Origin of the sequence: Anatilimnocola floriformis (assembly GCF_024256385.1) — a bacterium.
Taxonomy (GTDB): Bacteria; Planctomycetota; Planctomycetia; order Pirellulales; family Pirellulaceae; genus Anatilimnocola; species Anatilimnocola floriformis.
On sequence record NZ_JAMLFW010000002.1, the window covers coordinates 1,245,272 to 1,271,018 of the forward strand.

Below are 25,747 nucleotides of genomic sequence, written 5' to 3' on the forward strand. Positions count from 1 at the left end.
TTGTGCATGACGGCCGCAGGTTGTGGATGAGTCGCAACTTGAACGAACAAGCCGCAAATCAACGAGAATTGTGCCTGCCAGGACCGACAGCCATCGACGAGTTTTCCCCAAAATGTGCCCCGTTTCTGAACGTAGACACATTGAATTTCATGGTTCATCCGCGGGCCTCGCTCGCGGAAAGTTCCTGTCGTAGTTCTTCCACATGCTGCCGCAATTGCGAGTCTTGATCGATCTGCTCGGTGATCTTGCGGGCCGAATGCAGGATGGTGGTGTGGTCGCGTTTGCCGAGCAATTCGCCAATCGTGGCAAAGCTGGCCGACGTGAGTTGCCGCGACAGATGCACGGCGACGCCGCGGGCGAGGACTAGGTTTCGTTGCCGACAATCGCCCTTGAGCGACGAGAGCGAGATCTCGAAATGCTTTGCCACGGCAGACGCAATGCGTCGCAGTGTTGCTTTCTCATCGGGCAAATGTTCGGCGAGCAATTCGTCGACCAGGCTGGCATCGATCGGGCATTTGTTCTCGGTCGATAGATGAGCCAATTGCAACAAGGCATGCCGCAACGAAGCAGCCGTCAGAAACGCCGGAGCAGCCGCCGTACGCTGAGTGAGGCGTTCGCGGGCATCGGTTGGCAGTGTGAGCTGTTCCCGCTCTGCATAGTGCGCCAGGAGCGCTGAGCGGGTTCCATCCTCCGGCGGCAACAACGGCACACACAGGCCGCACGATAACCGGCTGACCACACCCGGCGACAAACCCTCGGTCTCGGCCGGCAGTTGCTTGAGCGTAACAATCACCAGCGAACCACGTCGCAGCCAACCATCGAGCCGGTTCTGCAGTTCTTCGAGCGCGGTTGCCCGACCGGCCAACTTGTGCACATCGTCAATCAGCACCACATCGGCTCGACCCATGCGACCGCGATATTCAGTCACCGAGTCGGTATCGTGAGCATGGCTGGCCGCCCGAGCGAAGTCGGCACCGGTGGTGCGAAAGACCTGACTCGTTCCCAGGTGCTGAGCTCGCAGATCGACGAGCAACATGGCCAGGCTAGTTTTGCCGGTGCCACTGCCGCCACAGAAGACCAGCGGATTGCCGGCCGGCTGCACTTCGTGAACGAGACTTTCGAGACGGCGAACGAGGGCATTCTCGGGACCAAACAACAACGGCTCGCTGTTACCATTTGCGGTACGCGATTGCACCGCAGTGCGCGCTGCCGAAGGGCTGGCCATGGTTAAAATGCCGCTGATCACCGAACCGTCCGAGCAGGCCTTTTCGCGTCGCTTGACTCGCCGAAAATGGCCGGAAAAAGAAGCTGCTTTTGAGCTAAAAAATCGTCCCCGAATTGTAGCGGATTCGGCATCTCAATACGAGGACTTGTGGACAGATTTCGACTAGTTTCTCGTCGGTTGTAACCGCTTGACAGTATTGATGATACGCTCAGCCGCGTCGGCAATTTCGGCCGTCGTCGTCAACGCACTCAAGCTGAAGCGGAGTGCGCTGGAAATTACCGCCGCGGGTAGCCCCATCGCCACGAGCGACGGCGAGGGTTCGCTCGACCCGCTAGCACACGCGGAACCGGTTGAACAAGCCACGCCGGCCAGATCGAGTGCCATTACGAGAGCCTGGCGATCGAGCATCGGAAAACTGATACACGTTGTGTTCGGAGTACGCAAAATATTTTGGCTAACAACCACGGCAGACTTAATTTCTGTTTGGATAGTAGCTTCAAACTGATCGCGCAATTGTTTCATTCTCAAGCAGCGAATCTCGCGCTCGGAGATCGCCAGATTCAGCGCACGATGAAAACCGACCGCCAGTGCTGCGCTCTCCGTGCCAGGCCGCAGCGCGCCTTGCTGAAATCCACCAAACAATTGTGGCTGTAGTTGTACATCATTTCGCAGCAATAGACCGCCGATGCCGATGGGGCCGTGAAACTTATGCGGAACCACCGTCAACGCGACGACACTTAGCGAGTGAAATTGCACATCAGTCTTGCCGATCGCTTGCACCGCATCGCTGTGAACGAGCACCTGTGAGCTAGCCGCGAGTCGACTCACTTCAGCCACCGGCTGCAAAACGCCCGTCTCGTTGCTGGCAAGCATCAGGCTCATCAACTGCGGCCGAGTTGCTTCGTCGACAAGCAGTTGCTCGATCGAGGCCAGATCAATCAATCCAGAACTCAACACCGGAATACGCTGCACGCGCACTCCGCGCGAGCGAAGCTGTTCAGCGGTAGCTTGAATGCTGGGATGTTCTAATGCAGAAATCGCCAGGCCGCGGTCAGGCTCAGTCAGCAAACCATGCAGCGCCAGATGATTCGCCTCGGTGCCGCCGCTGGTGAAGATCAATTTATCGGCGGCCATGCCTGTGGTGCGAGCGCCGAGCAGTGCGAGAATTCCTTCGCGCGATTCTTCCACCAACCGCCGAGCGGCGCGACCGAAGGAATGCGGACTCGCCGGGTTAGCGCCGCAATCGCGCCAGACTTTCGTCATGGCCTCGAGCACGCGCGGATCAAGCGGAGTGGTGGCGTTATTGTCCAAGTAAATGGACTTACTCCCGCCTCCCGCCTCTCGCCACTCGCCTCCCACGCCTCAACCCTTATGACAAATCAAGCAACTCTGCTGCAGCGTCGCAACCTGCGTCATCGAAGGCGAATGCGAGCGATTTTCTTTGTGACACCGCGTGCAACAGGCGATTTCATGCATATCGAGGGCTTCGGCAATTTGCTGAGCAATTGGGCCCGTGTGGCGAGTTCGCGGGAAATTCTGATCCAACCAACAAGCGGCAGGAAGTTTCAAAGCCAGCAACTGCCGGGCTGCCTCAGCCGAAGTATTCGCGGTCGGCACGGTGACAATTCGCTCGCCACCGCCGCTGCCGTTTTTCATATTGCGAGAGCTATTGCCAAAACTCATGACGAGCATGACGACGACAATCGTAAGCGCCATCGCAATCGCGCCTTGCAAGAACATCATCCACCGTTGAGCCGTGGGATGATCATGCCGGGGCGTGTTTTCCGACGGCAGTTGCACCTCGGCCATTGTCTGGGGCAAGCGACGCGTGAACGGTTGCGTCATGGGGGTGACGTCGCCGTGGTATTCCGGCAGGTCGGCGACTTCTTCTTTCGACAGGCACTCATGAAATAGTTCGACCGCGGGTCGGAGCGCTTCGGCCAATTGCCGGCAGTCGTGACACGACCGCAAGTGGTGCTCAACGGCGGGATCGCTCTCGTGCCCAGACGGGAACGGCCCGCGGGTGAGGATGTCGAAAACTTCGTCGCAATGAATCAGGAGTTTCATCGAGAATCTCCAGCCAGGTCAGCTGTTCTTTCGCCAGTGTTCGCGAGCGGCTTGGGATTCAACCACGCAGCCAACTGCGTCAGTCCCAACCGCACGCGGTTCTTCGCGCCACTCACACTGCATTCCATCGCCTGCGCAATTTCTTCAAACTTCAGTCCGCCAAAAAATCGCAGCCGGAGCGCATCGGCTTGTGTATCGGGCAGTCGCGCGAGGAGCGCATGCAATCGATCGGCGCTTTCGCGAGCGAGGAGCAGTTCCACCGGCGAAGCCTCCGCCTGGCGTTCCTCTTTCGGCTCTTCCGTGGTTGCCGGCAACTTGCTTCGCCGCTGCGCGATCCGCGTGCATTGGTTCAGCAGAATCGTCCACAGCCAAGTCCGAAAGCTGTAGCGCGAATCGTAAGTATGCAGCCAACGAAACGCATTCAGCAGTGCCTCTTGCACGGCATCTTCGGCCAACTGCCGATCGGTCAGCCGGCTCCGCGCGGCATGTTGCAGCGGCCCTTGATAGCGCCGAGCCAACTGCGCGAACGCAGCCTCATCGCCAGCGAGTGCCGCGGCGATCAGCGAACCATCGGGAATGGAATTCGGCTCGGACATCGAACATTATTCTATCACAGCCGCTGATCGCTCAGTGAAGTCTCGCTGCCTGGATGTAGCTGAATTCGCCAGAATTCAGAACCTGTCGAGCCAGAGTTTGCCATCCGAATTCTGGCGAATTCGGCTACTTGGTCACCGTCTTGATACGATAGCATCCCGCCCTGCGATCGATCACAATACATTGTGCCAATTCGCTCCCACGAGAGGACGCGTGCTCTCACGGAGTGAAAGCCGACAGTCTGGAACTCTTCTCATGACCACAAAACTCGGCTCGATGTTCGCCGTCGCCTGGCTCTTTTTGGCGGTCTTGCTTGCGCCTGCCAGCGCTCAGCCGGCGTCCGAAGCGGCAGCCCGTCTGCGCGCACTCGGCATCGAACCGACGACCGAGGGTCTGCAGCAATATCTTCGCGAGTTCACTGGCGGCGAACTGCAAAAGACCGTTGCCAAATTGATCGCAGATCTGGGAGCCGAAGAATTTGCGACGCGTGAAAAAGCCTCCAAAGCCCTCGCCGATGTGGTGCCGCTGCCGATCGCCGCGCTGACAAAAGCCACTAAAGGAGACGACGCCGAACGAGCCTGGCGGGCCGACCGACTGCTGAAGCTCGTCCAGCCGCAAAGCGACAAAACCCTCTCCGCCGCGCTCGAGGTCATCACGCAGCAAAAGCTCCTCGTCGGCGCGCCCTTGCTAATCAAGGCTTATCATCAACTCGAAACGGCTGAGTCGCGCGGCGAAGTGCTCGCCGCGCTGCTGGCGACCGTGCAAGAAAGTGACCGCGCTGTTGTCGTCGATCTCACCAAGCATGCCGACAAGTCCAAGCAAGATCTTGGCCGGGTGCTGTTGGCCCGTCTCGACAAAAAGGACCTGCCCCTCGACTTGGCCCGCAGCTTCGACGCCGTGAAGGTCACGCCCGGCGGTGTCGCTGGCGGCGGGCCCAATTTAATCTGCGGCTGGGAGTTCAAAACCAAAGCCGACATCACCGTCACGCATCTCGCCCTGTACGACCGCAAGCCCTACGGCCTCGCCATGCCGCACGAAGTGGCCATCTACGACATCGAAGAAAACCAAAAGCCGCTCGTCCTCGAAACCATTCCCGACGGCGAAAAAGCCCCGCTCGCCGGCGAGTTCCGCCTCGTCCCCGTGCCGCGCACCCGCCTCCGCGCCGACCGCCGTTATGCCATCGTCGCCCACTATGCCGACCCCTCCGACACTACCGTCAGCATGGTCAACCCCGGCGGCCTAGTGCGTTTCCATCTTAGGTGTAGCGGTAGCCGCAGTGCTTGAAGTAGTTGCGGCACTCCTGCTCGGTGAATTCATCGAGCAGTGTGCCGCATAGCTCCCAAAGTTTTTCGACGGTGCGTCGCGCGCCATCGCGCAGTAGCTTTTTGAACTTCGCGAACGCCAGTTCGATCGGGTTCAAGTCGGGTGAGTACGGCGGCAAGTAACGCACCTCGGCACCTACGGCTTCAATCGCTTCGCGGACGCCGGCCACTTTGTGGCTGGAGAGATTATCCATCACGACAATGTCGCCAGGCCGCAACACCGGCGATAGTTCTTTCCGCACCCAAGAAAGAAACAGCTCGCCGTTAATGGCTCCTTCGACTGTCAGCGGCGCGATAAATCCTTCGGCTCGCATCGCACCGAGAAACGTCGTTGTTTCCCAACGGCCGCTGGGAACTTTTTCGATCAGTCGCGTACCAATGAGCGAACGCCCATAGGTCCGCGTCATACAAGTTTTGGCCCACGTTTCATCGATGAAAACTGCTTTTTCGGGAGGAATGGTTTGCTGCTCAGCGCGCCACTTCTCGCGCTTCTCGACAACATCCGGACGATCATGCTCGCTCGCAATCAGCGTCTTTTTTTTCGCGTGAGCTCGAGCGCGCGACACGCATTGCAGATCGTCATCAAACAAACTTCTTCGCCGCGCTCGGCCTTGAGTTCCGCCTGCAGCTCGCGCAAATAAATGTCCGGCTGAGCCGTGACTTTCGCCACCAACCAATCGCCCCACGCCTTCCACTCGGGCTGCCGCGGCGCTGCCGTCTTCGGGCCAAGCTGATTCGATTCGCGACGCTGCTGCTTCACGCGTCGCACCCACGACTCCGACACGCCGTAGCGTACGGCGACGATGCGTGTGCCCTCGCCAGCATCGCAAGCGGCAAGAATCTCGGTGCGAATTTCCACGGCAATCGGTTCCATCAGACCACACCTCCTTGAGATGATCCCTAAGTTACCGACCTTGCCCACCTGGCGCTAGATGGGTCATGGAAACGCACTAACCCTCGACTACAGCCCGCACCTCGAACCCCTCGGCCGCCGCTACACTTTCCCGCACAAAGCGATGGCCTTCCCCAGCAACTTTCAAGAAGGCAAAACCCACGCCACGATCGGGCCGAGCTTTAAGTATGAGACGCTGGAAGTCGGGAAGTAGGTCACCTTCATAACCCGCGGCATTAACCCTACGGGCGATGAAAACCGCACTCTCGACCACTCTAAGCCGTGGCTTTAAAGCCCAGGTGGTACAACCGGCGATAGAGTTCGCAGCGGCCGATGAGTTCTTCGTGCGTGCCGATGTCGAGGACTCGGCCGCCGTCGAGAACCAGCACTTCGTCGGCGAGGGCCAGTGAGGCCACGCGGTGCGTGATCATCAGTGTGGTGCGGCCGCGGGTAAATTGTTCCAAGACGCGATGGATCAGTTGTTCGCTCTCGAGGTCGATCTGGCTGGTAGCTTCGTCGAGAATGAGGATGGCTGGATCTCGGAGAATGGCGCGGGCTAGCAAGATGCGTTGCCGCTGACCGCCCGAGAGTTTGCCCCCTCGTTCGCCGACCACGGTCTGATAACCCTTCTCGAGTTTCTCGGTAATGAAGCGATGCGCGTGGGCCTTGGTTGCGGCTTCGATCACTTCGGCATCGGTCGCTTGGGGCGAGCCGTAGCGAATGTTGGCGATAACCGTGTCGTCGAAGAGCATGGCTTGCTGCGCGACGAGGCCTATCCGCGAGCGCAGATCTTGCTGCCGCATTTGTCGCAGGTCGAGATGGTCGAGTCGAATGCTCCCTTCCACGGGATCGTAGAAGCGGAGGAGCAGGCTGATGAGCGTGCTTTTGCCGCAGCCATTAGGGCCCACGACGGCGACGGTCTTGCCGTAGGGAATGCGGAAGCTGATGTTTTTCAGAACCGGATTGCCCGCTTTGTAGTGGAACGAGACATTGTCGAAAACCACTTCGGGCTGTGGATTGGCCAGGCGTTCGGCCTTTGGCGGATCGACGATCTTCGACTTGGCGTCGAGCACTTCATAAACGCGATCGGCAGCGGCCAGGCCACGCTGAATGTAGTTGAAAACATCGGCCAGCTTTCGCGCAGGATCGCTGATGCCGGCCAGCAGAGCGTAAAACGCGAGCAGCGATCCAGAACTCAGCGGCCGTTCCATGATCTTGATTCCCAGCAGCGTCGTTTGCTGATTGAGAACCAGGTAAGCGCCACACAGAATCGCGAGGGAGATGATGATCGTGCCCATCAGTTCGGCGCTAGTGCGGGCGCCGGCGTTGTAGACCGCGATGCGAATGGCTTTGAAGAAATAGTCTTTGCTGGCTTCATGAAAGCGGCGGCTTTCGTAGCGTTCCATGCCGAACGCTTTGACCGCTTGAATGCCGGTGAGCGATTCGGTGATGCGGTTATAGAGCTGCGACATTTGTTCCATCGCGCGGCGGTTGGCTCGCTTGAGCGACTGCGCCAATTTGTAGGCGACGTATCCGGCCAGCGGCGCGACAATGAGCGACACGATCAGCAACCGCCAACAGATCAGCGCGGCGCCGATGAGGCAGGCGAGCATCTTGAGAGGCTCAAGCAACACACGGCCAAACATTGCGTTGACCGCAGCCGTGACGCTGGAGACATCGGTGGTAAAGCGCGATAGTAGATCGCTGCTGCGATCGTTGCCAAAGGCTTCAAGCTCGCGGCCAAGCGTTTTCCGCATCAGCTTGGCGCGCAGATCAAACGCGCTGAGTTGAGCCAGGCGTTCGACGAGAATCATATGGCCGGCGAGGAACCCATCTTTGACGACGGTGACGGTGCACAAGATGCCCATCAGCAGCGCGAGGGCCCAGAACGAGCTGTCGGGTAAGTAGCGGACGATCCAGGGATGATAGGCTTCGGCTTGCTTCAGACCGAGACGTTCACTGACGAGTTGCAGCTGATCGGCGTCGAGTTGCTTGCGAATGTCCGCACGCTCGGCAGCCGTCGCGAGAGGAAGTTGCAGTTGTTCATCGGCGATCTTTTTTTCGAGATCATGCACTCGCTGGGCGGCTTCGAGCACTTCGTCATCGGCCCACTTGTGCGGCGATTTGCCGCTGAAGGTGATATCGACGATGGGCTTCACGAGACCAAGATTCGAGCCCCAGAAGAGGGCGACGAAGAGCGCGCATGTAACGGTCAGCGCAAAGGTCAACCGCCTCCGCAAGGTGAGTTGCATGACGCGGAGAAAATTCCTCATGACGCTTCCGCTGCTGACTGGCGACCATCCGTGATCGAACCCGCGCGACCGAACTGCTAGCAGGACCAATGCGCAATCTTGCGGGACAGTGAAGCTTTTAGCAAAACCGGGCAATTTCGCCAAGGTCGGAAGAGTGGCCGATTACCAGATCAATGGCACCGCGTATGGCTGGAATTGAGAATCGTCACTGACGAGCGTTAATTGCTCGCAAAGTGCTTGGGAGATTAGGAGGCGATCGAAGGGATCGCGATGAAGTGCTGGGAGGTTGGCAACGAACAAAACGTGTTCTTTGCGAATGTCCAGCAACCGAATCTCACTGGCCTCCAGCCATTGATCGATGACCAAGTCCAATTGCCCGTTGATGACAAACTTCCCGATACCAACTTTGATTGCGATTTCCCAGATGGAAGCAACACTGAGATAGAGTTCGTTTTGCGGGTCCGCAATTGCCGCGTTTGCAGGTGAACTCAGTTGCGCACTTCCTTGCGCAAGCCAAAGGAAGGTATGCGTGTCGAGCAGGAGCTTCACTCCATATACTCCCGGAATTCCTCCAGGGGCGCATCAAAGTCAGGCGCGATGTAGACGATCGAATCTTTGCCGAAACCCGGCGCGGCGCGAGTGCCTCGGCGGGGAGCTTCCGAAGTAATCTTGGCAATGACCTGCTGATCCTTCGTGATCACAATCTCATCGCCACGAGCCAAGCCGCCAATGAGTTCTTTCAGATTGGCGGCGGCTTCATCGAGTGAAACGGTGGTGGTCATGGACAATACGCTGCGCAAGGTGTGAACTGAGCGTCCTCAATCTATTTTCGCAGCGGTAGCTTGCTCCTTCAAGCTTTGCCCCGAAGCGTTCCTTACGCCCGATACTTATCGAGCAGCCGGCCCGGCGTGCCCATTTCGGAATAACCGCCGTCGACATGCACCGTTTCGGCCGTGATGCCGTCGGACATGGTCGATAGGAGGAAACCGCCGGTGCGGCCCACTTCTTCGTGCGTGACGATCCGTTGAAGTGGCGCCATTTGCTTGTAGACGGGTTGGAACTCACCGACACCAGCGGCAGAACCAGCGAGCGTCTTCAGTGGGCCGGCGCTGAGCGCGTTCACGCGGATGCCGTCGATGCCCAGGTCGTAGGCAGCGTATTTCATGCACGATTCGAGGGCTGCTTTGCAAATGCCCATCACGTTGTAGCCCGGCACGATGCGCTCGCCGCCGTAATACGTCAGCGTGAGGACCGACGCCCCAGCTTCGAGCACTTCTTCGCGCTTGTCGTCAACCTTGGCCTTCTTGAGGATGTCCTTAGCCGCGTTGCAAACGGCGAGCAAGCTATAGGCGCTGATGTCCATCGCCAGCTTGAAACCGTCACGCGAGGTGGCGATCGAATCGACCTTCAGATCGTCGAGTTTGGCGAAGGCGATGCTGTGGAGGAGAAAGTCGATCTCGCCGAATTCCTTCTTCGCCGTGGCCATCACCTCAGCGATGCTTTGATCGCTCTGGGCATCGAGCGGCACCAGGAATTTCGTCTGCTCGGGATATTGCTCGACGCACTTTTCGACGCGGTGGCGATTTTTCTTTTGCTTTGCTTCATCGGCGTCGGCCAGGTGAGTGAAGCCGCACACGCCGCCCTGATCCATGATGAACTTGGCGATGTACCAGGCGATCGACCGATCGTTGGCGACGCCGAGGATGAGACCTTTTTTGCCTTCGAATATGCCCATTGCTTAAACCTTGTTCTACGTCTCGAGGGACGGCCGAAGTTTCTGGCGGCCCGGCCCCTCACCCCAACCCTCTCCCCGGAGCACCGAGGCGAGGGAGTAATGCAGTGAAACAGCGCTCGCAGAATACCCCAACTTGCCGAAATCGACCATGCCAGACTTTTCGATTTGAACACACTTACTTACGATAAGCGCTATCGGGTTGACGACAGAACAGGTTGAAATTTCATGGCCAAAACTCCGCGCACGCCGCTTCAAAGCCTTGAGTCGCATCCTGCGCTGGCCGAAACGGCTTCGCAGCTGTTCTATGCGGCGGCGCTCGAATCGTCGCCGGCGGCTTTTTTGAAGATCGCCTTGCCGCTGGTTTGTCAGGCTCTCGGTGGCGATTATCTGGCCCTGGTCAAAGGGGAAAAAGGAAAATGGCGAGTCCTTGGCGCTTCTGGCCCCGAACGGCCGTTGCCGCAGGACTTGCTCGCTGAAGTGCTCGATGATGATCAGCCACAACTGAAACGCCAGTGGTACATCGCGCCTCTTGCGCCGCGGAGTGGCACGGGCGAAGTCCTCGCCGCGTATCGAACCTGGCTGGAACGACCCGAGCCGGGCGATGCACTTGAAACATTGGCCGGTTGGTTGCAAACGGCGCTGGCTGCCGTCCGTGAGCGCGAACGACAAGATCAGCGCATGCTCCGGCTGCAGGCGATTTTGGAAATCGCTGCCCGTTGGCAACAGACGCATGAGATGCAACCGCTGCTCGAACAGATGGCCGCAACCTCGACTCGGCTGTTGCATGCGGAGCGAGCAACGATCTTTTTGTGGGATCGTGCGACGAAGACACTCGTCGGCAGGCCGGCGCTGGGTGTGACCGGGAACGAGTTGAAAATTCCCGATCATGTCGGCGTTGTCGGGCAAGTGGTTCACAGCGGGCAATCGCGGCGCGTCGATGAAGACGTCGCTGCCGAGCAAGGCGAAGTCGATCGGCGTGTCGATCAGCAGCTAAAGTTTCACACGCGGTCGCTGCTGTGTGTGCCGTTGCGGGGCCGCGGCGGCGAACTCTTCGGCGCGTTTGAAGTCATCAATAAAATCGGCGGTAACTTTTCCGACAGCGATCTGGAAGCGCTCCAAGAGCTCGCCGCGCACGCTGCCATCGCGCTGGAGAACACGCAGCAAGTCGAAGAGCTGCTCCACTCGCGCAAGCAGATCACCGACGATGCCGCCGGTCGGGTGCAGATGATCGGCGATTGCCCGCAAGTGCAAGCGCTGCGTTCGACCATTCGTCGCGTTGCCGATACGGATCTCGCCGTGTTGATACTCGGCGAAAACGGCACCGGCAAGGAAGTCGTCGCGCAGATGATTCATTACGGCAGCCGCCGCCGCGCGGAGCCGTTCGTCGCCGTCAACTGCGCGGCGATCACCGAAACGCTCCTTGAGAGCGAGCTCTTCGGCCATGAAAAAGGGGCGTTTACGGACGCTCGCGAGACTCGCCAAGGCAAATTCGAATTGGCTTCCAGGGGTACGCTCTTTCTCGACGAGATCGGCGACATGAGCCTCGGCGGCCAGGCGAAATTGCTGCGCGTGCTCGAAGAAAAAATCGTGGTTCGCGTCGGCGGCTCGACGAATATTGCGAGCAACGCGCGCGTCCTGGCGGCGACAAATCAAAACCTGGCCGATCTCGTGCGGCAGAAAAAGTTTCGCGAAGATCTCTATTTCCGTCTGTGCGTAGTGACCGTCGATATGCCGCCACTGCGTGAGCGCGGCGATGACATCGTTACGCTGGCCGAGCACTTTCTGCGGCACTTCTGCCTGCAAGCACGGCGACGAGTGGTGAAGTTCACCACTGCGGCGAAGAAACGTCTGCTGTCGCACGCCTGGCCGGGGAACGTCCGCGAGTTGCGGAATTTGATGGAGCGTCTCGCCTATCTCGCGCCGGATGACAACGACAAGCTCGACGCGCCGGACTTGGCGTTCATCCTTTCTCCGGCAGCAACAGCGGCTGGCGCGCTGTCGCTCGATGCGCCGCTGACCGACGCGACGCAGCGATTTCAAACCGAATACATCAAGCGTCACATCGAAGCCTGCCGTGGCAACATGACTGCCGCGGCGGAGCGACTCGGCCTGCATCGCTCGAACTTGTATCGCAAGATGCGGCAGCTGGAGATGGATGTGGTGGAAGAGTAACAGTGTAGTCGCCACACTCCGTGTGGCGATGCACCACGCGGAGCGTGATGACTACACTAATTCGCAGGAGATGACTTTGAACGGCCAATGGCATGAGCTTTCAATCGGTGGGCATCCCGCCGATGTTTTTGAACCCGCGGTGCGGCATCCGCAGGGCTTTGTCGTGCTTTATTTGCATGGCGTGCATCTGAATCGCCTGGTCGACAAAAGCGTTTTCGTCGAGCTGTTTGCCAAGCATGGTTTGACCGTGGTGTCGCCGTTCACGCAGCGGAGCTGGTGGACTGACATCATCTGCAACGAATTCGATCCGAAGATCACCGCGCAGCAACATCTGTTGCAAAACGTCGTGCCGTGGATCACCGAGCGCTATGGCGCGCAACCGGGTCAACTATCGCCGCCGCGGCCAACGAAGATCGCGCTGCTCGGCACCAGCATGGGAGGGCAAGGCGCACTTCGGCTGGCATATAAATTTCCGAATCAGTTTCCGGTGGTTGCCGCGATCTCACCGGCGATCGACTATTACCTGCGCTACAACGAAGGGGACGAGACGATCCCGCAGATGTACGCCGATCCCGAAGCTGCCCGGCAGGATACCGCTTTGCTGCACGTTCATCCGCTCAATTGGCCGCGGAATCAGTTCTTTTGCTGCGATCCGGAAGACTTCCGCTGGTGGAACAGCGCCGATCGCTTGCGGATGAAACTCTACTCGCTCGGCGTGCCGCACGAGTGCGATCTGGAAACCAGCGGCGGTGGCCATGGCTTTGAGTATTACAACCGCATGGCGCCGCGGGCGATCGAGTACCTCGTTGATCGGCTGCAAGCAGAACAACGTCGGTTGATGTAGCTTTTTTCAGTAAGACGGACCATTGGTCCGTCTAAGAAGCGGTATCGAGCCAAACTTCGGTAGCGGCACCTGGCCGGACCAATGGTCCGGCCTACGAGGAACGTGCGATCCTCTCAAACCTATCAAGAAAACGAACAAGGCGGTTCTTGCGAACCGCCTTGCGTGGATTGTCGCTGACTGAGTTGCTTAGCGGTTGATTTCGAAACCGATATTCAAACCAGCCATCGTCAGGCCTTCGGTGTTGTCGCGGATGTCGTTGCCGCGGCCAATGCCGTCGGCGAAGTTCATCACGGTCAAGCCAAAGCGGAAGCCGATGTCGCGGGTCAGAGCATAGGCTGCTTCGACGCGTACTTCACCACCCCAGGTGAACTCATCGCTGCGGTCAAAGGCACGGGCCCGGTTCCGCAGTTCATACACTACGTCAGTACCGTTCGCATCCCCGTAGTTGGTTACAGTCTGGTCCTGGTACCGCGTCAGGTACTGGAAGTTATGGCAGGCAAACATTCGGAATTCGCTTTGCAGTTTCCAGTGGGCCTTCTCATAGAAGTGCCGGAACCCAATGTGACCACCGAGCATGTTGTTCTCGAAGTGGGCCCGATCAACCACCCGCACTTCCACCGGGCCGTCTGGCGTCGGCACGTTGAGGTCTGGGAAGTTGTCTGGATCCAGAGCATATCGGCCGTATCCATCCTGGCGATAGATGTCCTTGAAGGTCATGTACCGAGCCCCGACGAATGGTTCGAGCACACCGCCCAGGTGGAAGTCTTTCTTCCGCCAAACCTTGTTGAGCTCAATGTTCGAGAAGCGAGCCGCATTCAACGTGGCATACAGATCGTAGTACCGTGGATTGCGGTCCTGCAGAATCGGGTCGGGATTGGTCGGCGGAGTATCATCGGGGTTGATCCGGTTGATACGTTCCTGCCGCACTCGCAAGCTTTCGGCGGGACCAGCGACGTGCGTATGCGATGCATACCAGCCGTGGTCGTCTTCGGTCATGTAACCGAAATCATAGCGATTGCCCCAGGTAAAGTCGCCATCGTAACCCGTCTGGCGATCACCCGTGAAACCGATCATGCCCAGCGTCTTGATCTGATCGTTATTGAGCCCGGCCGCGAAGTCCTGCTCAAAGCCGACTCGATTAATCGGTCGCTGCGACGGCCGCTGGATGTTCCAGTACAACCGCGTGTAGTTGAAGAAGAAGCCGATATTCGGCGGATCTCCACCACCGTAGTCCGATGCATCGAATGGCGCAAAGAACTGCAGGTCCGGACCGAAGTGGTCAGGCTCGGTGAACGGCGACCAGCGTTCCAGCTGAACCGTCGGGGCTGAGGCTGGATAGGCAGGTTCCGCCTTGGCGCTCGGCGTCATGCCGGCGAAGGCTGCGCCCATCGACGCCAGGATCGCCAGGAACCACTTCTTTGTTCGTTTCAGCGACATAATTAATGCACCTTCGGAGTTGCGTTCCGTTGGCTTCTCGTCCGGGGGTATAGGACGTTCCACGCGGAAACCTTTTTTCCGCTCGTGACGGTAGTATCGGATATGCTCGCCGCAGAGATTGAGTAAACGTGGTAAAGGATTCCGAGAATTCCGGTTCTGCGGCGCGATCTTGCCATGGCCGGTACATCGACAGCCCCTGCCGCCAGCCGCCAGCAAAACGCCTCGGACCGCCTGCGACAGCCGAAAGAATTGCCGCAAGTACCGCAGCGGCGTATACTTTGGCGCTGCGGGCGCGGTATGTCCGCTAGTTTTTTCAGCAGGTTCGGCTCGGCCGATGAATGCACCGGCTGCTGTCATTTTGCTCGCTTTCCGCTCTTAGGACCGTTCTTATGCGCGCTTCCCCGATGTGGTTGACTGCCGCTCTTGTCGCTAGCACCTGGTTCAGCGGCCTGACCAGTTTCCTCTTCGCTCAAGAGACGAAGCCCGCCGATGCACCTGCGGCAAAACAGCCCGAAAAGAAGGTTGAGAAGAAGAAGGAAGAGAACTTCATTCGCATCGTGCGCAACGACAAGGGAACGGCCCTGACGATGGACACTGCCATCGCCAGCTATGTTCCCGCCGACGGCAAACATGCGGGCGTGACGATCGACCTGATTGGCGCTGTACACATCGGCGAGAAGGGCTACTACGACGCGCTCAACAAGAAGTTCGAAGACTACGAAGTGCTGCTGTTCGAGCTCGTCGCGCCGCCGAACACTAAGATTCCCAAGGGAGCCAAGGGTGGCTCGGCCCATCCGATTGCTGCCATGCAAAAGGGGATGCAATCGATGCTCGGTCTCGAACATCAGCTCGAATGCGTCGACTACACGAAGGACAACTTCGTGCATGCCGACATGTCGCCCGAAGAGTTCAGCAAGTCGATGACCGACCGCGGCGAAAGCTTCGGCCAGATGTTTATGAAAGCGATCGGCGCCGGCCTGGCCCAGCAAGCGACCGGCACGGCAGGGACGAGCGATTTCGAAATGCTATCGGCACTGTTTGCCAAAAATCGCGCCCAAAAGCTGCGGCAAGCGATGGCAGGCCAATTCGAAAACATGGAATCGCAACTGACAATTTTCGACGGCCCCGAAGGCTCGACGATCGTCACCGAGCGCAACCGCAAAGCCTTTGAAGTGCTTGCCAAACAGCTGGAAGAAGGCAAAAAGAAGATCGGCGTGTTCTATGGCGCCGCCCACTTGCCCGACATGGACAAACGCCTGCTCGCCGACTTTGGCATGAAGCGCAAGGGCGAACTGACGTGGATGAAGGCTTGGACGCTGGGTGAAGGCAAGGACGAGGGGAAGAAGGAAGAGAAAAAGTAGAGCCTATTTGGCTTGGGTCGTTGGCACGCCAATCCGTTCGGATTTCCTCCAGCCAAGAAACTGGGGTTGAATCGCGGCAGCCACCTGCGCTAGAATTTTCGCGGTGCTATGGAGGGCACACTATCGGCGGCCGTTTCTGCTGCAGCTTGGCAGCGAACACACGGCAACTGGTGGCATGGAAGCCGTCATCTGACGGATTTGAGCAACACCCGAATGACTCAGGGCGATGTGCGGTAAATCCCAAAAAGGATGAACCAAGTCAACGCCTGATTCGTAATCCGGCCAGCCCAGCAGCTCGCCGCAAGGAATGCTCAAACCGGCCGTGACTGCTAAACTGGAGGCAGCGAATTACGTGACATCTTGTCACACGATGAGCTGCAGGAGTTTCAGCGAACGTGAATTTCGCCGCATCAAATTTCGGCAGTGCCAAAGACGAAATCCGCCAGGCGATTAACATCGTCGACTTGGTGGGCAGCTATCTCGACCTGCGTCGGCAGGGGAGTGGCTTCGTCGCGCTCTGTCCGTGGCACGACGACAGCAAGCCCTCGCTACAAGTGAATCCCGCCCGCAACATCTGGAAGTGCTGGGTCTGTAACATCGGCGGCGATATTTTTTCGTTCGTCATGCAGCATGACGGCGTTGATTTCCGTGCGGCGATGAAACTTCTCGCCGATCGCGCCGGCATCGAGCTGAAACAATACGCTCCGGAAAAACACGTCACGCCCGGCAGCCCCGATGACAAAGTCGCGCTAATGGCCGCGGCTGCTTGGGCGGAACAGCAATATCATCAGTTCCTGCTAAACGCCCCCGACGCCGAAGTTGCCCGTCACTATCTCGAGGACCGCGGCGTTACGCCCGAAAGCATCGAAAAATTTCGCCTCGGCTTTTGCCCCGACAGTTTTTCCTGGCTGCTCGATAAGGCCCGCAACACACCGCATTCACCGGCGATTCTCGAAGCGATCGACGTCGCCGGCAAAAGCGACACCGGCAGGTATTACGACCGCTTTCGCAATCGCGTGATGTTCCCGATTCGCGATTCGCAATCACGGCCCATCGCCTTCGGTGGTCGCGTGTTGCCGAATTCGGCCGACAAGGGCGGCAAGTACATCAACAGCCGCGAAACAAAACTCTTTAGCAAGCGCGAACAGCTCTACGCTCTCGACATTGCCAGCAAGGAAGCCCGCAAGTCGCGGCACCTGACGGTTGTTGAAGGCTACACCGACGTCATCGCCTGCCACCAGTACGGTGTGGGCGACGTCGTCGCTTGCCTCGGCACCGCGCTCGGCGAAAAGCACATTCCGCTGCTACGGCGCTTTGCCGATACGATCACGTTGCTCCTCGACGGCGACGAAGCGGGTCAGGCGCGCACAAACGAGATCTTGGAAATCTTCGTCACGGCCGGCATCGATTTGCGCGTTCTCACACTGCCCGATGAACTCGACCCCGCTGAGTTCTTGATTGAACGAGGCCGAGAGCCGTTCGTGAAACTGCTGCAAGAACAGGCAGTCGATGCGCTCGAACACAAAATCCGCGTCGAGACTTCGGGTCTGAATATCGCCACCGAGACGCATCGCGCCAGCATCGCCTTGGAAGGAATTCTAAGCACACTTGCTCGCGGCACATCGACTGGCGCGCTCGATGCCAAGAGTCTTCGCGCTCAACAACTCCTCGCTCGTCTCGCCCGGCAGTTCTTGTTGAACGAAGCCGACGTACGCGATCGCTACATCCAGCTCTGCAGCGCTGCACAGACTCAGCAGCGTCCCACGCCCGCGCCGGCCGTTACGCTGGAACCGCCGAAGCCAGAATATCGACTTTCTTCCATCACGATGGACGAGATTGAGCTTCTTGAAATCTTCGTCGCGCATCATGATTACGCCTGCACCGCGCTCGGCGAGCTCGGCGAACTCGATCTCTCGTCGGAAGCGGCGAAGGTTGTGTTCCGCACCTATCGACAATTGGAAGAAGCCGGCGAGTCGCTCGATTTCAATCGAGTTCTCTCCGAGATCGAAGACCCACAACTGCAGAGCCTGCTGGTGCAACTCGTCGAGATCGCCGACCGCAAGGCGGCGAAGGCAACGATCGATGTCGCCACGCGGCTGCGGCAGTTACTACAAAAATTCCACCGCGGCCATGAGCAGCGGATCATTCGTGAGAAGCAAGCGTTCCTGCAACAAGCGGAGGGTAATGACCAGGAAAAGCACGATGTGTTTTTAGAAATATTGGAAGCCAAACGCCGGCAGCAAGGCATTATCGCGCCCACGGAAGGGTAGCGACTGCTGGGCCGTTTCGCACTGAACCCGCAATTTCAGCGCGAACCGGTGACAGATTAAATGCGTCCCGATTTAGTCAAACGCGGACCGACACGCACGTTCAAGGAGGAACGACATGACCCAGAACCAAATGCCGACCCATCTCGAAAGCGACCTGCAAACCCTCGTGAGCAAGGGCAAGACGCAGGGCTATCTCACCTATGACGACATCGGCGGCTATCTCCCCGATCAGGACACCAACCCCGAGAAGCTCGACAATCTGCTCGTCGCGATCGACGAAGCGGGCATCGAACTCCTCGATCAAGCTCCCCCCGGCCCCGGCGACATCCTGAAGTTTCCTACCAAGGAAGACGAAGGCCCGACGCTGACGAACAAGTCGACCGAACCGCCGACGAAGCTCAACAACGATCCGATCCGCCTGTACCTGTCGCAGATGTCGGAAATTCCGCTCCTGTCGCGAACCGAAGAAATCTCGCTCGCCAAGAAGATCGAAGTCACCCGCAAGCGGTTCCGCCGCACGCTGCTGAGCTGCGATTATGCGATGCGCGAAACGGTGAAGATCCTCACGCAAGTTTACAAGGGTGAGCTCCCCTTCGATCGCACGATCAAGGTCTCGCTCACCGAGCAACTCGCCAAAGAACAGATTCTCGCTCGCATGCCGCACAACCTGCGGACCATCGAAAATCTGCTCGATCGCAACCGCGAAGACTTCACTCGCCTGGTGCGCAAGAGCACCAGCCGCGAAGAACGTCAGCTCGCTCGTCGCAACTTCCTCCGCCGTCGTCGCAAGTGCCTGCAGCTGGCCGAAGAGCTGAGCCTCCGCACTCGCCGCGTGCATCCGCACATGGCGCAGCTCGAAATGTATTCCCGCCGGATGGACGCGGTTCAAGCGCGCTTGAATGCCATTCGCGGCGACGTCGCTTATCGTGACGAGCGCGCCGATCTTCGTCGCGAATTGTTCGACCTGATGCGGATCACGCTCGAAAGCCCCCGCAGCCTTCGCGAACGCTGCACCGCTTTCCGCCGTCAGCATCAGGAATACGAAGAAGCCAAGCGGAACCTCAGCAGCGGCAACCTGCGGCTCGTCGTTTCGATCGCCAAGAAGTACCGCAACCGTGGCTTGTCGTTCCTCGACTTGATCCAAGAAGGCAACACCGGCTTGATGCGGGCCGTCGATAAGTACGAATATCGCCGCGGCTTCAAGTTCAGCACCTACGCCACGTGGTGGATTCGCCAAGCCATTACTCGCGCGATCGCCGATCAAGCCCGCACGATTCGCATTCCGGTCCACATGATCGACATTCTGTCGAAGCTGCGGAACATTCAGAAGACGCTGCAACAACAGCTGGGCCGCGAAGCGACGACTGAAGAAATCGCTGCACAGACCGATGTGCCGATCGAAGAAGTTCGCCGCATCATGGACATCGGCCGCCATCCGGTGAGCCTTGACCGCCCGGTCGGCGACAGCGAAGACTCGAGCTTCGGCGAGTTCATCCAGGACAACAGCAGCGACAACCCGGTCTACAGCGCGACCAACGCGATCCTCCGCGAGAAGATCGAAACGCTGCTGAAGACGCTAACCTGGCGGGAACGCGAAATCGTCCGCCTGCGTTACGGCTTGCAGGATGGCTACACCTACACGCTGGAAGAAGTGGGCCGCATCTTCAAGGTAACCCGCGAACGCGTCCGGCAAATCGAAGCCAAGGCTGTGCGGAAGTTGCAACATCCGAACCGCAGCCAGCACTTGGAAGGCTTTTTGAAGCCGATGGCTGGCTAAGTTCTGGAGCACATTTCGAAAATCAAATCCCCAGGTGTGGCGCAATTGCGGTGCACCTGGGGATTGTTTTTGATACTGGCTCGGTGCCTCATACCTTCGGGATAACTCCTTGGGGATTGCATTCGCTGAGATAACCTCCATCCTGATGGCATGACACAATCCATCTCTCTCGCCGACATCCGCGCTGCGCGTGAGCGCATTCAAGACGGCGTTGCTCTCACGCCTTGTCCACTTAGCGTGCCGTTGTCGGAAGTCACCGGCTGTGAGATTTATTGCAAGCTGGAGTTCTTGCAGCGAACCGGTTCGTTCAAAGAGCGCGGCGCGCGGAATGCGCTGCTGTTGCTCAGTGATGAGCAGCGGAAGAAAGGCGTGACTGCCGCGAGTGCGGGAAATCATGCGCTGGCGCTCGCGCATCATGGCAACTCGCTGGGCATTCCGGTGACGGTGGTCATGCCGACGTATGCGCCGCTGATCAAGCAGACGAATTGTCGCAAGCTCGGCGCGAAGGTCATCGTGCAGGGGAACAGCTTTGCGGAAGCCGCAGCTCTCGCGCGAGAACTCGTTAGCAACGAAGGGCTGACGTATGTGCATGGCTACGACGATCCAGGCGTGATCGCGGGGGCAGGTACGCTTGGTTTGGAAGTGCTCGAGCAGGTGCCCGATGCCGATGCGGTGATCGTGCCGCTCGGTGGCGGCGGCCTGGCGGCGGGGGTGTCGCTGGCGATTAAGTCGTTGCGGCCGCAGGTGCAGGTCATCGGCGTGCAGGCCGCCAATGCGACGGCCTTTTCGACTGCTTTTTCGGCGGAAAAGCCGGTCGAAGTGACGACTCAACCCACGCTCGCCGATGGACTTGCGGTTTCCAAGGCGGGAGCCCTCGCGGTGTCGATTGCTGGGCCGCGACTCAATCAAATCGTGACGGTCAGCGAAGCCGAGTTGGCCCTCGCGGTGGTCCGCTTGATGGAACTCGAGAAGAGCGTTGTCGAAGGGGCCGGCGCTGCTTCGCTCGCTGCCGTTCTCAGCGGCAAGTTACCTGAACTCGCCGGCAAAAAAGTTGTGTTGCTCCTCTGCGGCGGCAACATCGACCTCACGATTCTCGCGCGCTTGATCGATGCCGCGCTCGTTGCCGATGGACGTCTCGCGCGGTTCACTGCCGAGATCAGCGATCGGCCCGGCGGTCTCGCGACATTCACTACGCTGCTCAAAGACATCGGCGTGAGTGTGCAAGACATCGTGCATGATCGTACGTTCTGCGGAACCAACATTGCCGCCGTGAATGTGCTCTGCACGGTCGAGACGCGCGATGCGGCACATCTCGCGCAGCTCTATGAGCGTCTGACTGCGGCTGGCATTCGTCACTTCGCGCATGTCGGTCGTGAGTGAACGATGATCAACGCGCAAGCGCGCGGCGCACTTCGTCATCATCAAGCGCGCAGAAAAAGTTTGCAAAATTTCATGCGCTCGCGTGAGTTAGCAATTGCAAATGCGCGGGGTCGTCGATTACTTTGAATCATGCGAGATGAATTGCGGCTTGGACCGCCATTCAACCCAGCGCGCGATGCACATCACTTCCCTCCTCGCCGGTGTTGATTCGAGTTGTTGTGAGTGAACAACAACGAACAGCACACGAAGTGAACTGCGATCGCCGCGCAAGAGACCCCGTGAGCGACGGATATGTATCAGGAGTTTGCCCGCTTTCTCGAGCTGCCCGGCCGCGCGACGTTCATCGCCGCGCGGGCTGCCTGGCTGCAACAGAAGGTGTCGCCTCTCACTCCCGAAGAATTGCAGAGTGTCGCTCAGTTGCTCGCTGCTGGCGAAGCAACGGCGGTGATCGAGCAAGTTCACAGCTGGAAGTCGCGGGCCGCTTTTTCACCGCGGGCGCACTACTTTTGTGGTGAAGCCCATGCTCTGCTCGGCGAGCTCGAGCAAGCCGAAGTCGAACGTCTCGCCTTCAGCGCTTGCTTGCAGGGCATTCTGGCGACCGGTGATGGTTCGCGGCTAAAGCCCTACATAATCTCGCAAATTCCCGACGAATACGACGTTTTGAAGCTCCTCGGACTGACTTGTCAGAAGCAACGTCTGGTGCAGCGCGGCCGGCGGTCGTGTGATGTGCTGACTTGCCAGGACGGCAGTTCGGTGTGGTTCAACATCAGCGATTTGCTGACGCTGCCCGCCGCGGAGACCAAGTCGCCAGCGATTGAACGCGTGCAAATCGAGCGGGCCACGACTGGCTTTATTCGAACGAAACGTCGACCTTCCGGCCGTCTACGAGCGTCTCCCCGGTGAAGTGATACAGCTGTTTTTCCAGCAGCTTGTTCACACTCTCAAAGTACCGCGCGATCTGCTCCTTCTTGCCGGATAGATCGGTACCCTTCAGCGTCTTGCTGCGCGAGATCACCAGCACGTAGTACTTGCCGGGCCGCGGCACGGTGATGCTGTAGTTCCCATCCTTATCGGTGCGAGCATAGCCGCCTCCCATCTGTTGCAGAATGAGCAAGCCGCGATGATTCTCTGCTGGCGCGGCGTCGCTGGGCCGCAGGCCGTCAACGGGCACTTGTTCGTCGATGTTGCGTGAGTCTTCCGGCAGAATAAAAACCGCGGCGCCTTCTTCGGGCTGAGTGGTTTTTCCCTCGGCGACATTCACCACGCCACTTATCTTGCATGGTCCGGCTTGGGCGACATCCGTTCCGCGCAAGAACGCGCTTCCCATGAGTGCGCCGAGCGTAAAGCAAACGATGGCCACGGCGGCGAGCAATCCGGCCTGCACATATAGCACGCGCCGCGGCAACGTGATCAGGTCGGGATTGTCGTGCTGGGGAACGTGCGGATGCGTGTCGATTTGTGATGCGGTTATGGAGTGCCCCAATCCGGGGTCGCTCAAGCCCGTGTCGTGCGGCCGCGCCTCGCTAGAGATGGCGTTGCTCAGCCCTGAATCTTCCACACCGATTTCGAAGCCGAAGTCGGCCGGCTCGATGGCGAAGTCTTCATCGCCGCCGATAGCCAGGGCGGGATCGTACGGCGCCGGCTGCTCGATGGCTTGGGCTTGGCCTTCCATCACAATCACCGACGCGGTCATCGTCGCCGCGCCGGGCGTGGGATCGTCGGGGACGCGGATGGTCTGGTGGCACCGCGGGCAATCGGCTTTCGAGCCGCCGCGTCGTCTGCCGACGGTCAGCTTCTGGCCGCAGTGGTGGCAGACAAAACGAATGGGCATGAGAATCTGCGTTCCTGCGTACTCGCAGCATCAAACCCGTAGCGCCAAATCTGGCCCGGGCCGCAACGGGAAAAAGGACAATCCTTCCAGAGTAACTAGCGAGCCGGCGATTGCCCAGCGAGACCCGTTCGTACGGCAAAATTCTCTTGCAACTTGCCAGCCAGTTCGGCATCCTAAAGTGAAACCCCGCCTCACTTTCCCTCCCGAGCGTTCACCATGTCTACCCGCAGCAACGGCCTGTTGCTTCTCGTTGTTCTTGCCGGCACGGCCGCCGCGGAGCCACCCGACACGGCGTATCTGTTTCCCGCCGGCGGGCAGCGCGGAACAAAAGTGCCGGTGCGAATCGGCGGCTACTACTTATATGAGCGCACTCCGCTGGAAATGATTGGCCCGGGCATCACGGGGCCGGCGGAAATCGAACGCGTGCCGACCAAATGGTTCGAAGGGCCGGTCATCAAACAGCCGGCGAGTCAGCAGAAAGAAGATTATCCCAAGGACTACGCGGCCGAACTCGTGATCACTTCCGACGCGGCGCTCGGCCCGCATGGCTGGCGGTCGTGGAACGCGCAAGGGGCCACGCCGGTGCGGCCGTTCATCGTCGGCACGTTGCCGGAAGTTGTCGAAGAAGAAACCGACGGCGATCCCTTGCCCGTGGCGGTCACACTGCCGGTGACGATCAACGGCCGAATCTTTCCGCGCGAGGATCTCGATGAATGGACCTTCACCGCCGAGGCCGGCAAGCCGATCACAGTCGCAGTGATGGCCGAGCAAATCGGTTCGTCGCTCGAACCGCGGATTGAAATTCGCAGCGCTACGGGCGCGCTCGTCGCCGAAAGCACCGGTCAACTCAATCGCGATCCGCAACTGCGATTCACTCCCGCCACGAGCGGCCAATATGCCGTGCGCATTACCGATACGCGCAGCGCCGGCCTGCAGACGTTTGTCTATCGAATGACGATCACGGCCGGGCCGTGGATCGATTCGATCTATCCGCTCGGTGGTCAGCGCGGCGTGGCGACGAAGTTCGCTGTGCGCGGTCAGGGCGTGGAAACACTCGAAGAGACGTTGCCGGCCGCGACTGGAACGGTTTCGCATTACTTCACGCATCAGGGGAACTCGCTGAATGCGGTGAAGCTCGATATTGATGAGCTCGCCGAGATTCGCGAACAAGAACCGAACAACTCGCTGGAGCAAGCGGCTGAGTTGAAACTCGCCATGATCGCCAACGGCCGAATTGATCAAGCCGGCGATGTCGATGCCTGGAAAGTGACGCTCGCCAAGGGCGAAACGGCGCAATTGGAAGTTCGTGCAGCGCGACTTGGCTCGTCGCTCGATGCGGTGATTGTGATTCATGATGAAACGGGCAAGGAACTGGCCCTCGGCGAGGACTTGCCGAATGGCTCGCCCGATTGCGAAGTGAAGTTTACGGCGGCGAAGGAAGGGACTTACGCCGTCCTCGTGCAAGAACGCTTCGCCTCGCGCGGCGGGCCCGATTTTGCGTATCGTCTGCGTTGCACAAAACCGACGCCCGATTTTGCGCTCGATATGACCGTTGATTCACTGCCGGTCGACATCGGTAGCACGAAAAAACTGCCGATAAACATCACGCGGCTCGGCGGTTTCGCCGGCGCGATCACGTTGACTGCGGAAAATCTGCCGACCGGCGTCACTGCTCCGGCCGTCGAAGTGAAAGCCAATCAAAACAAGGGTGAGCTCGTCTTCACTTGCGAATCGATGGTGCCAGTCAGCCGCACGGCGATTCGCATCGTCGGCAAGGCGGACATCGACGGCAGCAGCGTTACTCGCCTGGTAAAAAGCGTCGCGCCGCCGAACAACAACAATCAAATCTCCGCGCTCGGTCTCGTCGATGTCGATCATCTGCTGCTCGTCACCAGCCTGGCCACTCCGTTCAAATTTGCTGGCCAGTACGATCTGCAATACATCGTCCGCGGCTCGACGCTCCGCAAAGGCTTTGAAATTGACCGCGGCGGATTTGAAGGGCCCATCTGGGCGGAACTTTCCGACAAGCAAGGCCGCCACCTGCAGGGCGTAGCCGCTGAGCGAAAAACCGTGCCGCCCGGCAGCAGCGATTTTGAATTCGAAGTTTCGTTGCCCCCCTGGATGGAGCTCGGCAGGACGAGCCGCACACAGCTGATGGTTGTCGGTGAACTCGCCGATGTGACCGGCAAGAAGCACAAAGTGAGTTACACGACGAACAATCAAAACGAACAGCTGATCGCAATTGTTTCGCCCGGCCCGCTGCGTGTTTCTGCCGAAGCGACCACGATGTCGATTCGGAAGGGAACGGAATTGGTCATTCCGCTGCAGATCAACTGCGACCGCACTGTCGGCAAACCGCTGAAGATCGAACTGCTCATTCCCGAGCATATGCGCGACCTGGCAACCACGGCCATCGAAGCCAAACCGCAAGACACGACGGCGAAGATCAAGCTCCGCTGCGGCGAAGCTCCCGGCCCGCTGAACATGCCGCTGACGATTCGCGCGACGAGCGAACGTGACGGCAAACCGATTATTTCCGAAACGCCGCTGACGTTGTTACTGCAGCCGTAATTCGTCGAGCAAGCAAG

The 25,747-nt window shown here is 59.0% G+C and carries 23 protein-coding genes; 11 read left to right on the forward strand and 12 right to left on the reverse strand.

Going from position 1 to position 25,747, the window contains the following annotated elements:
* Positions 1 to 154: 154 nt before the first annotated feature.
* Complete coding sequence (locus M9Q49_RS29685; protein WP_254512927.1) at positions 155 to 1,225, reverse strand: helix-turn-helix domain-containing protein; 1,071 nt, start codon at positions 1,223 to 1,225, stop codon at positions 155 to 157.
* Between M9Q49_RS29685 and M9Q49_RS29690 the strand changes: the two genes are divergently transcribed.
* Entirely contained in the window at positions 1,224 to 1,391 is a 168-nt protein-coding gene (locus M9Q49_RS29690) for a hypothetical protein (protein WP_254512928.1), read from the forward strand. The genes M9Q49_RS29685 and M9Q49_RS29690 overlap by 2 nt on opposite strands.
* Here the strand turns inward: M9Q49_RS29690 and M9Q49_RS29695 are convergent.
* Genes M9Q49_RS29695 through M9Q49_RS29705 form a run of 3 tightly spaced genes read right to left on the reverse strand, consistent with a single transcriptional unit; the run spans position 1,388 to position 3,888 of the window.
* Positions 1,388 to 2,584 carry a cysteine desulfurase family protein gene (locus M9Q49_RS29695; protein ID WP_315861212.1) on the reverse strand — a complete coding sequence of 399 codons (1,197 nt, stop codon included), beginning with the start codon at positions 2,582 to 2,584 and terminating at the stop codon, positions 1,388 to 1,390. The two genes, M9Q49_RS29690 and M9Q49_RS29695, sit on opposite strands and share 4 nt — an antisense overlap.
* Positions 2,585 to 2,587: 3 nt before the next feature.
* The gene (locus M9Q49_RS29700; RefSeq protein WP_254512930.1) at positions 2,588 to 3,292 is read right to left on the reverse strand and encodes a hypothetical protein; all 705 of its coding nucleotides are present in this window, start codon (positions 3,290 to 3,292) and stop codon (positions 2,588 to 2,590) included.
* Positions 3,289 to 3,888 carry an RNA polymerase sigma factor gene (locus tag M9Q49_RS29705; protein WP_254512931.1) on the reverse strand — a complete coding sequence of 200 codons (600 nt, stop codon included), beginning with the start codon at positions 3,886 to 3,888 and terminating at the stop codon, positions 3,289 to 3,291. Before M9Q49_RS29705 ends, M9Q49_RS29700 begins: the two co-directional genes overlap by 4 nt.
* A 253-nt stretch (positions 3,889 to 4,141) precedes the next feature.
* On the opposite strand from M9Q49_RS29705, the gene M9Q49_RS29710 reads away from it, so the two are divergent.
* Positions 4,142 to 5,170, forward strand: a complete 1,029-nt coding sequence (locus tag M9Q49_RS29710; RefSeq protein ID WP_254512932.1) for a hypothetical protein — start codon at positions 4,142 to 4,144, stop codon at positions 5,168 to 5,170.
* On the opposite strand, the gene M9Q49_RS29715 is transcribed toward M9Q49_RS29710, so the two are convergent.
* Together M9Q49_RS29715 and M9Q49_RS29720 are read right to left on the reverse strand one after the other, a co-directional pair.
* Positions 5,142 to 5,774, reverse strand: a complete 633-nt coding sequence (locus tag M9Q49_RS29715; protein ID WP_254508353.1) for an IS630 family transposase — start codon at positions 5,772 to 5,774, stop codon at positions 5,142 to 5,144. The two genes, M9Q49_RS29710 and M9Q49_RS29715, sit on opposite strands and share 29 nt — an antisense overlap.
* The gene (locus M9Q49_RS29720) at positions 5,735 to 6,082 is read right to left on the reverse strand and encodes a hypothetical protein (RefSeq protein ID WP_254508352.1); all 348 of its coding nucleotides are present in this window, start codon (positions 6,080 to 6,082) and stop codon (positions 5,735 to 5,737) included. Before M9Q49_RS29720 ends, M9Q49_RS29715 begins: the two co-directional genes overlap by 40 nt.
* A gap of 58 nt (positions 6,083 to 6,140) precedes the next feature.
* Between M9Q49_RS29720 and M9Q49_RS29725 the strand changes: the two genes are divergently transcribed.
* On the forward strand, positions 6,141 to 6,314 hold the full coding sequence (locus M9Q49_RS29725) for a hypothetical protein (protein ID WP_254512933.1): 174 nt from the start codon (positions 6,141 to 6,143) through the stop codon (positions 6,312 to 6,314).
* Between the two features lie 61 nt (positions 6,315 to 6,375).
* Here the strand turns inward: M9Q49_RS29725 and M9Q49_RS29730 are convergent, their stop codons facing one another.
* From M9Q49_RS29730 to M9Q49_RS29745, 4 genes are all read right to left on the reverse strand, one after another.
* Positions 6,376 to 8,373, reverse strand: coding sequence for an ABC transporter ATP-binding protein (locus M9Q49_RS29730; protein WP_254512934.1), 1,998 nt, complete (start codon positions 8,371 to 8,373; stop codon positions 6,376 to 6,378).
* A gap of 141 nt (positions 8,374 to 8,514) precedes the next feature.
* Positions 8,515 to 8,901, reverse strand: a complete 387-nt coding sequence (locus M9Q49_RS29735; protein WP_254512935.1) for a type II toxin-antitoxin system VapC family toxin — start codon at positions 8,899 to 8,901, stop codon at positions 8,515 to 8,517.
* Positions 8,898 to 9,134 (reverse strand): type II toxin-antitoxin system Phd/YefM family antitoxin, encoded by a 237-nt coding sequence (locus tag M9Q49_RS29740; RefSeq protein WP_254512936.1) that lies wholly within the window; start codon positions 9,132 to 9,134, stop codon positions 8,898 to 8,900. Before M9Q49_RS29740 ends, M9Q49_RS29735 begins: the two co-directional genes overlap by 4 nt.
* A gap of 92 nt (positions 9,135 to 9,226) precedes the next feature.
* Positions 9,227 to 10,087: an enoyl-ACP reductase FabI gene (locus M9Q49_RS29745; RefSeq protein WP_254512937.1), complete on the reverse strand. Its 861-nt coding sequence runs from the start codon at positions 10,085 to 10,087 to the stop codon at positions 9,227 to 9,229.
* A 225-nt stretch (positions 10,088 to 10,312) separates the two neighbouring features.
* On the opposite strand from M9Q49_RS29745, the gene M9Q49_RS29750 reads away from it, so the two are divergent.
* Together M9Q49_RS29750 and M9Q49_RS29755 are read left to right on the forward strand one after the other, a co-directional pair.
* A complete protein-coding gene (locus M9Q49_RS29750) occupies positions 10,313 to 12,259 on the forward strand; it encodes a sigma-54-dependent Fis family transcriptional regulator (protein ID WP_254512938.1) in 1,947 nt (648 codons plus the stop codon).
* Positions 12,243 to 13,103, forward strand: coding sequence for an alpha/beta hydrolase-fold protein (locus M9Q49_RS29755; protein WP_254512939.1), 861 nt, complete (start codon positions 12,243 to 12,245; stop codon positions 13,101 to 13,103). The genes M9Q49_RS29750 and M9Q49_RS29755 overlap by 17 nt, the downstream gene beginning before the upstream one ends.
* Before the next feature lie 186 nt (positions 13,104 to 13,289).
* On the opposite strand, the gene M9Q49_RS29760 is transcribed toward M9Q49_RS29755, so the two are convergent.
* Positions 13,290 to 14,540 carry a BBP7 family outer membrane beta-barrel protein gene (locus M9Q49_RS29760; protein WP_254512940.1) on the reverse strand — a complete coding sequence of 417 codons (1,251 nt, stop codon included), beginning with the start codon at positions 14,538 to 14,540 and terminating at the stop codon, positions 13,290 to 13,292.
* 389 nt (positions 14,541 to 14,929) lie between these two features.
* Here M9Q49_RS29760 and M9Q49_RS29765 point away from each other — a divergent pair, with 389 nt between their 5' ends.
* The 5 genes from M9Q49_RS29765 to M9Q49_RS29785 all read left to right on the forward strand — a co-directional run bounded on the left by M9Q49_RS29765 (position 14,930) and on the right by M9Q49_RS29785 (position 22,231).
* Positions 14,930 to 15,901, forward strand: coding sequence for a TraB/GumN family protein (locus tag M9Q49_RS29765; protein WP_254512941.1), 972 nt, complete (start codon positions 14,930 to 14,932; stop codon positions 15,899 to 15,901).
* Between the two features lie 395 nt (positions 15,902 to 16,296).
* On the forward strand, positions 16,297 to 18,171 hold the full coding sequence (gene dnaG, locus M9Q49_RS29770) for a DNA primase (RefSeq protein ID WP_254512942.1): 1,875 nt from the start codon (positions 16,297 to 16,299) through the stop codon (positions 18,169 to 18,171).
* A 115-nt stretch (positions 18,172 to 18,286) separates the two neighbouring features.
* Entirely contained in the window at positions 18,287 to 19,948 is a 1,662-nt protein-coding gene (rpoD, locus tag M9Q49_RS29775) for an RNA polymerase sigma factor RpoD (protein ID WP_254512943.1), read from the forward strand.
* A 150-nt stretch (positions 19,949 to 20,098) separates the two neighbouring features.
* Positions 20,099 to 21,328 carry a threonine ammonia-lyase gene (gene ilvA, locus M9Q49_RS29780; protein WP_254512944.1) on the forward strand — a complete coding sequence of 410 codons (1,230 nt, stop codon included), beginning with the start codon at positions 20,099 to 20,101 and terminating at the stop codon, positions 21,326 to 21,328.
* Between the two features lie 291 nt (positions 21,329 to 21,619).
* A complete protein-coding gene (locus M9Q49_RS29785; RefSeq protein WP_254512945.1) occupies positions 21,620 to 22,231 on the forward strand; it encodes a DUF4919 domain-containing protein in 612 nt (203 codons plus the stop codon).
* Here the strand turns inward: M9Q49_RS29785 and M9Q49_RS29790 are convergent.
* The gene (locus M9Q49_RS29790) at positions 22,179 to 23,159 is read right to left on the reverse strand and encodes a hypothetical protein (protein ID WP_254512946.1); all 981 of its coding nucleotides are present in this window, start codon (positions 23,157 to 23,159) and stop codon (positions 22,179 to 22,181) included. The genes M9Q49_RS29785 and M9Q49_RS29790 overlap by 53 nt on opposite strands.
* A gap of 216 nt (positions 23,160 to 23,375) precedes the next feature.
* Between M9Q49_RS29790 and M9Q49_RS29795 the strand changes: the two genes are divergently transcribed.
* A complete protein-coding gene (locus M9Q49_RS29795) occupies positions 23,376 to 25,730 on the forward strand; it encodes a hypothetical protein (RefSeq protein ID WP_254512947.1) in 2,355 nt (784 codons plus the stop codon).
* Positions 25,731 to 25,747: the final 17 nt, after the last annotated feature.

Bases quoted from the DNA above. Each gene is read 5' to 3' on its own strand.
- M9Q49_RS29690 (WP_254512928.1), top strand. From the start codon at position 1,224: ATGGTTAAAATGCCGCTGATCACCGAACCGTCCGAGCAGGCCTTTTCG.
- M9Q49_RS29685 (WP_254512927.1), bottom strand. From the start codon at position 1,225: ATGGCCAGCCCTTCGGCAGCGCGCACTGCGGTGCAATCGCGTACCGCA.
- M9Q49_RS29700 (WP_254512930.1), bottom strand. From the start codon at position 3,292: ATGAAACTCCTGATTCATTGCGACGAAGTTTTCGACATCCTCACCCGC.
- M9Q49_RS29705 (WP_254512931.1), bottom strand. From the start codon at position 3,888: ATGTCCGAGCCGAATTCCATTCCCGATGGTTCGCTGATCGCCGCGGCA.
- M9Q49_RS29710 (WP_254512932.1), top strand. From the start codon at position 4,142: ATGACCACAAAACTCGGCTCGATGTTCGCCGTCGCCTGGCTCTTTTTG.
- M9Q49_RS29720 (WP_254508352.1), bottom strand. From the start codon at position 6,082: ATGGAACCGATTGCCGTGGAAATTCGCACCGAGATTCTTGCCGCTTGC.
- M9Q49_RS29725 (WP_254512933.1), top strand. From the start codon at position 6,141: ATGGGTCATGGAAACGCACTAACCCTCGACTACAGCCCGCACCTCGAA.
- M9Q49_RS29730 (WP_254512934.1), bottom strand. From the start codon at position 8,373: ATGAGGAATTTTCTCCGCGTCATGCAACTCACCTTGCGGAGGCGGTTG.
- M9Q49_RS29740 (WP_254512936.1), bottom strand. From the start codon at position 9,134: ATGACCACCACCGTTTCACTCGATGAAGCCGCCGCCAATCTGAAAGAA.
- M9Q49_RS29745 (WP_254512937.1), bottom strand. From the start codon at position 10,087: ATGGGCATATTCGAAGGCAAAAAAGGTCTCATCCTCGGCGTCGCCAAC.
- M9Q49_RS29750 (WP_254512938.1), top strand. From the start codon at position 10,313: ATGGCCAAAACTCCGCGCACGCCGCTTCAAAGCCTTGAGTCGCATCCT.
- M9Q49_RS29755 (WP_254512939.1), top strand. From the start codon at position 12,243: ATGTGGTGGAAGAGTAACAGTGTAGTCGCCACACTCCGTGTGGCGATG.
- M9Q49_RS29760 (WP_254512940.1), bottom strand. From the start codon at position 14,540: ATGTCGCTGAAACGAACAAAGAAGTGGTTCCTGGCGATCCTGGCGTCG.
- M9Q49_RS29765 (WP_254512941.1), top strand. From the start codon at position 14,930: ATGCGCGCTTCCCCGATGTGGTTGACTGCCGCTCTTGTCGCTAGCACC.
- rpoD (WP_254512943.1), top strand. From the start codon at position 18,287: ATGACCCAGAACCAAATGCCGACCCATCTCGAAAGCGACCTGCAAACC.
- ilvA (WP_254512944.1), top strand. From the start codon at position 20,099: ATGACACAATCCATCTCTCTCGCCGACATCCGCGCTGCGCGTGAGCGC.
- M9Q49_RS29785 (WP_254512945.1), top strand. From the start codon at position 21,620: ATGTATCAGGAGTTTGCCCGCTTTCTCGAGCTGCCCGGCCGCGCGACG.
- M9Q49_RS29790 (WP_254512946.1), bottom strand. From the start codon at position 23,159: ATGCCCATTCGTTTTGTCTGCCACCACTGCGGCCAGAAGCTGACCGTC.
- M9Q49_RS29795 (WP_254512947.1), top strand. From the start codon at position 23,376: ATGTCTACCCGCAGCAACGGCCTGTTGCTTCTCGTTGTTCTTGCCGGC.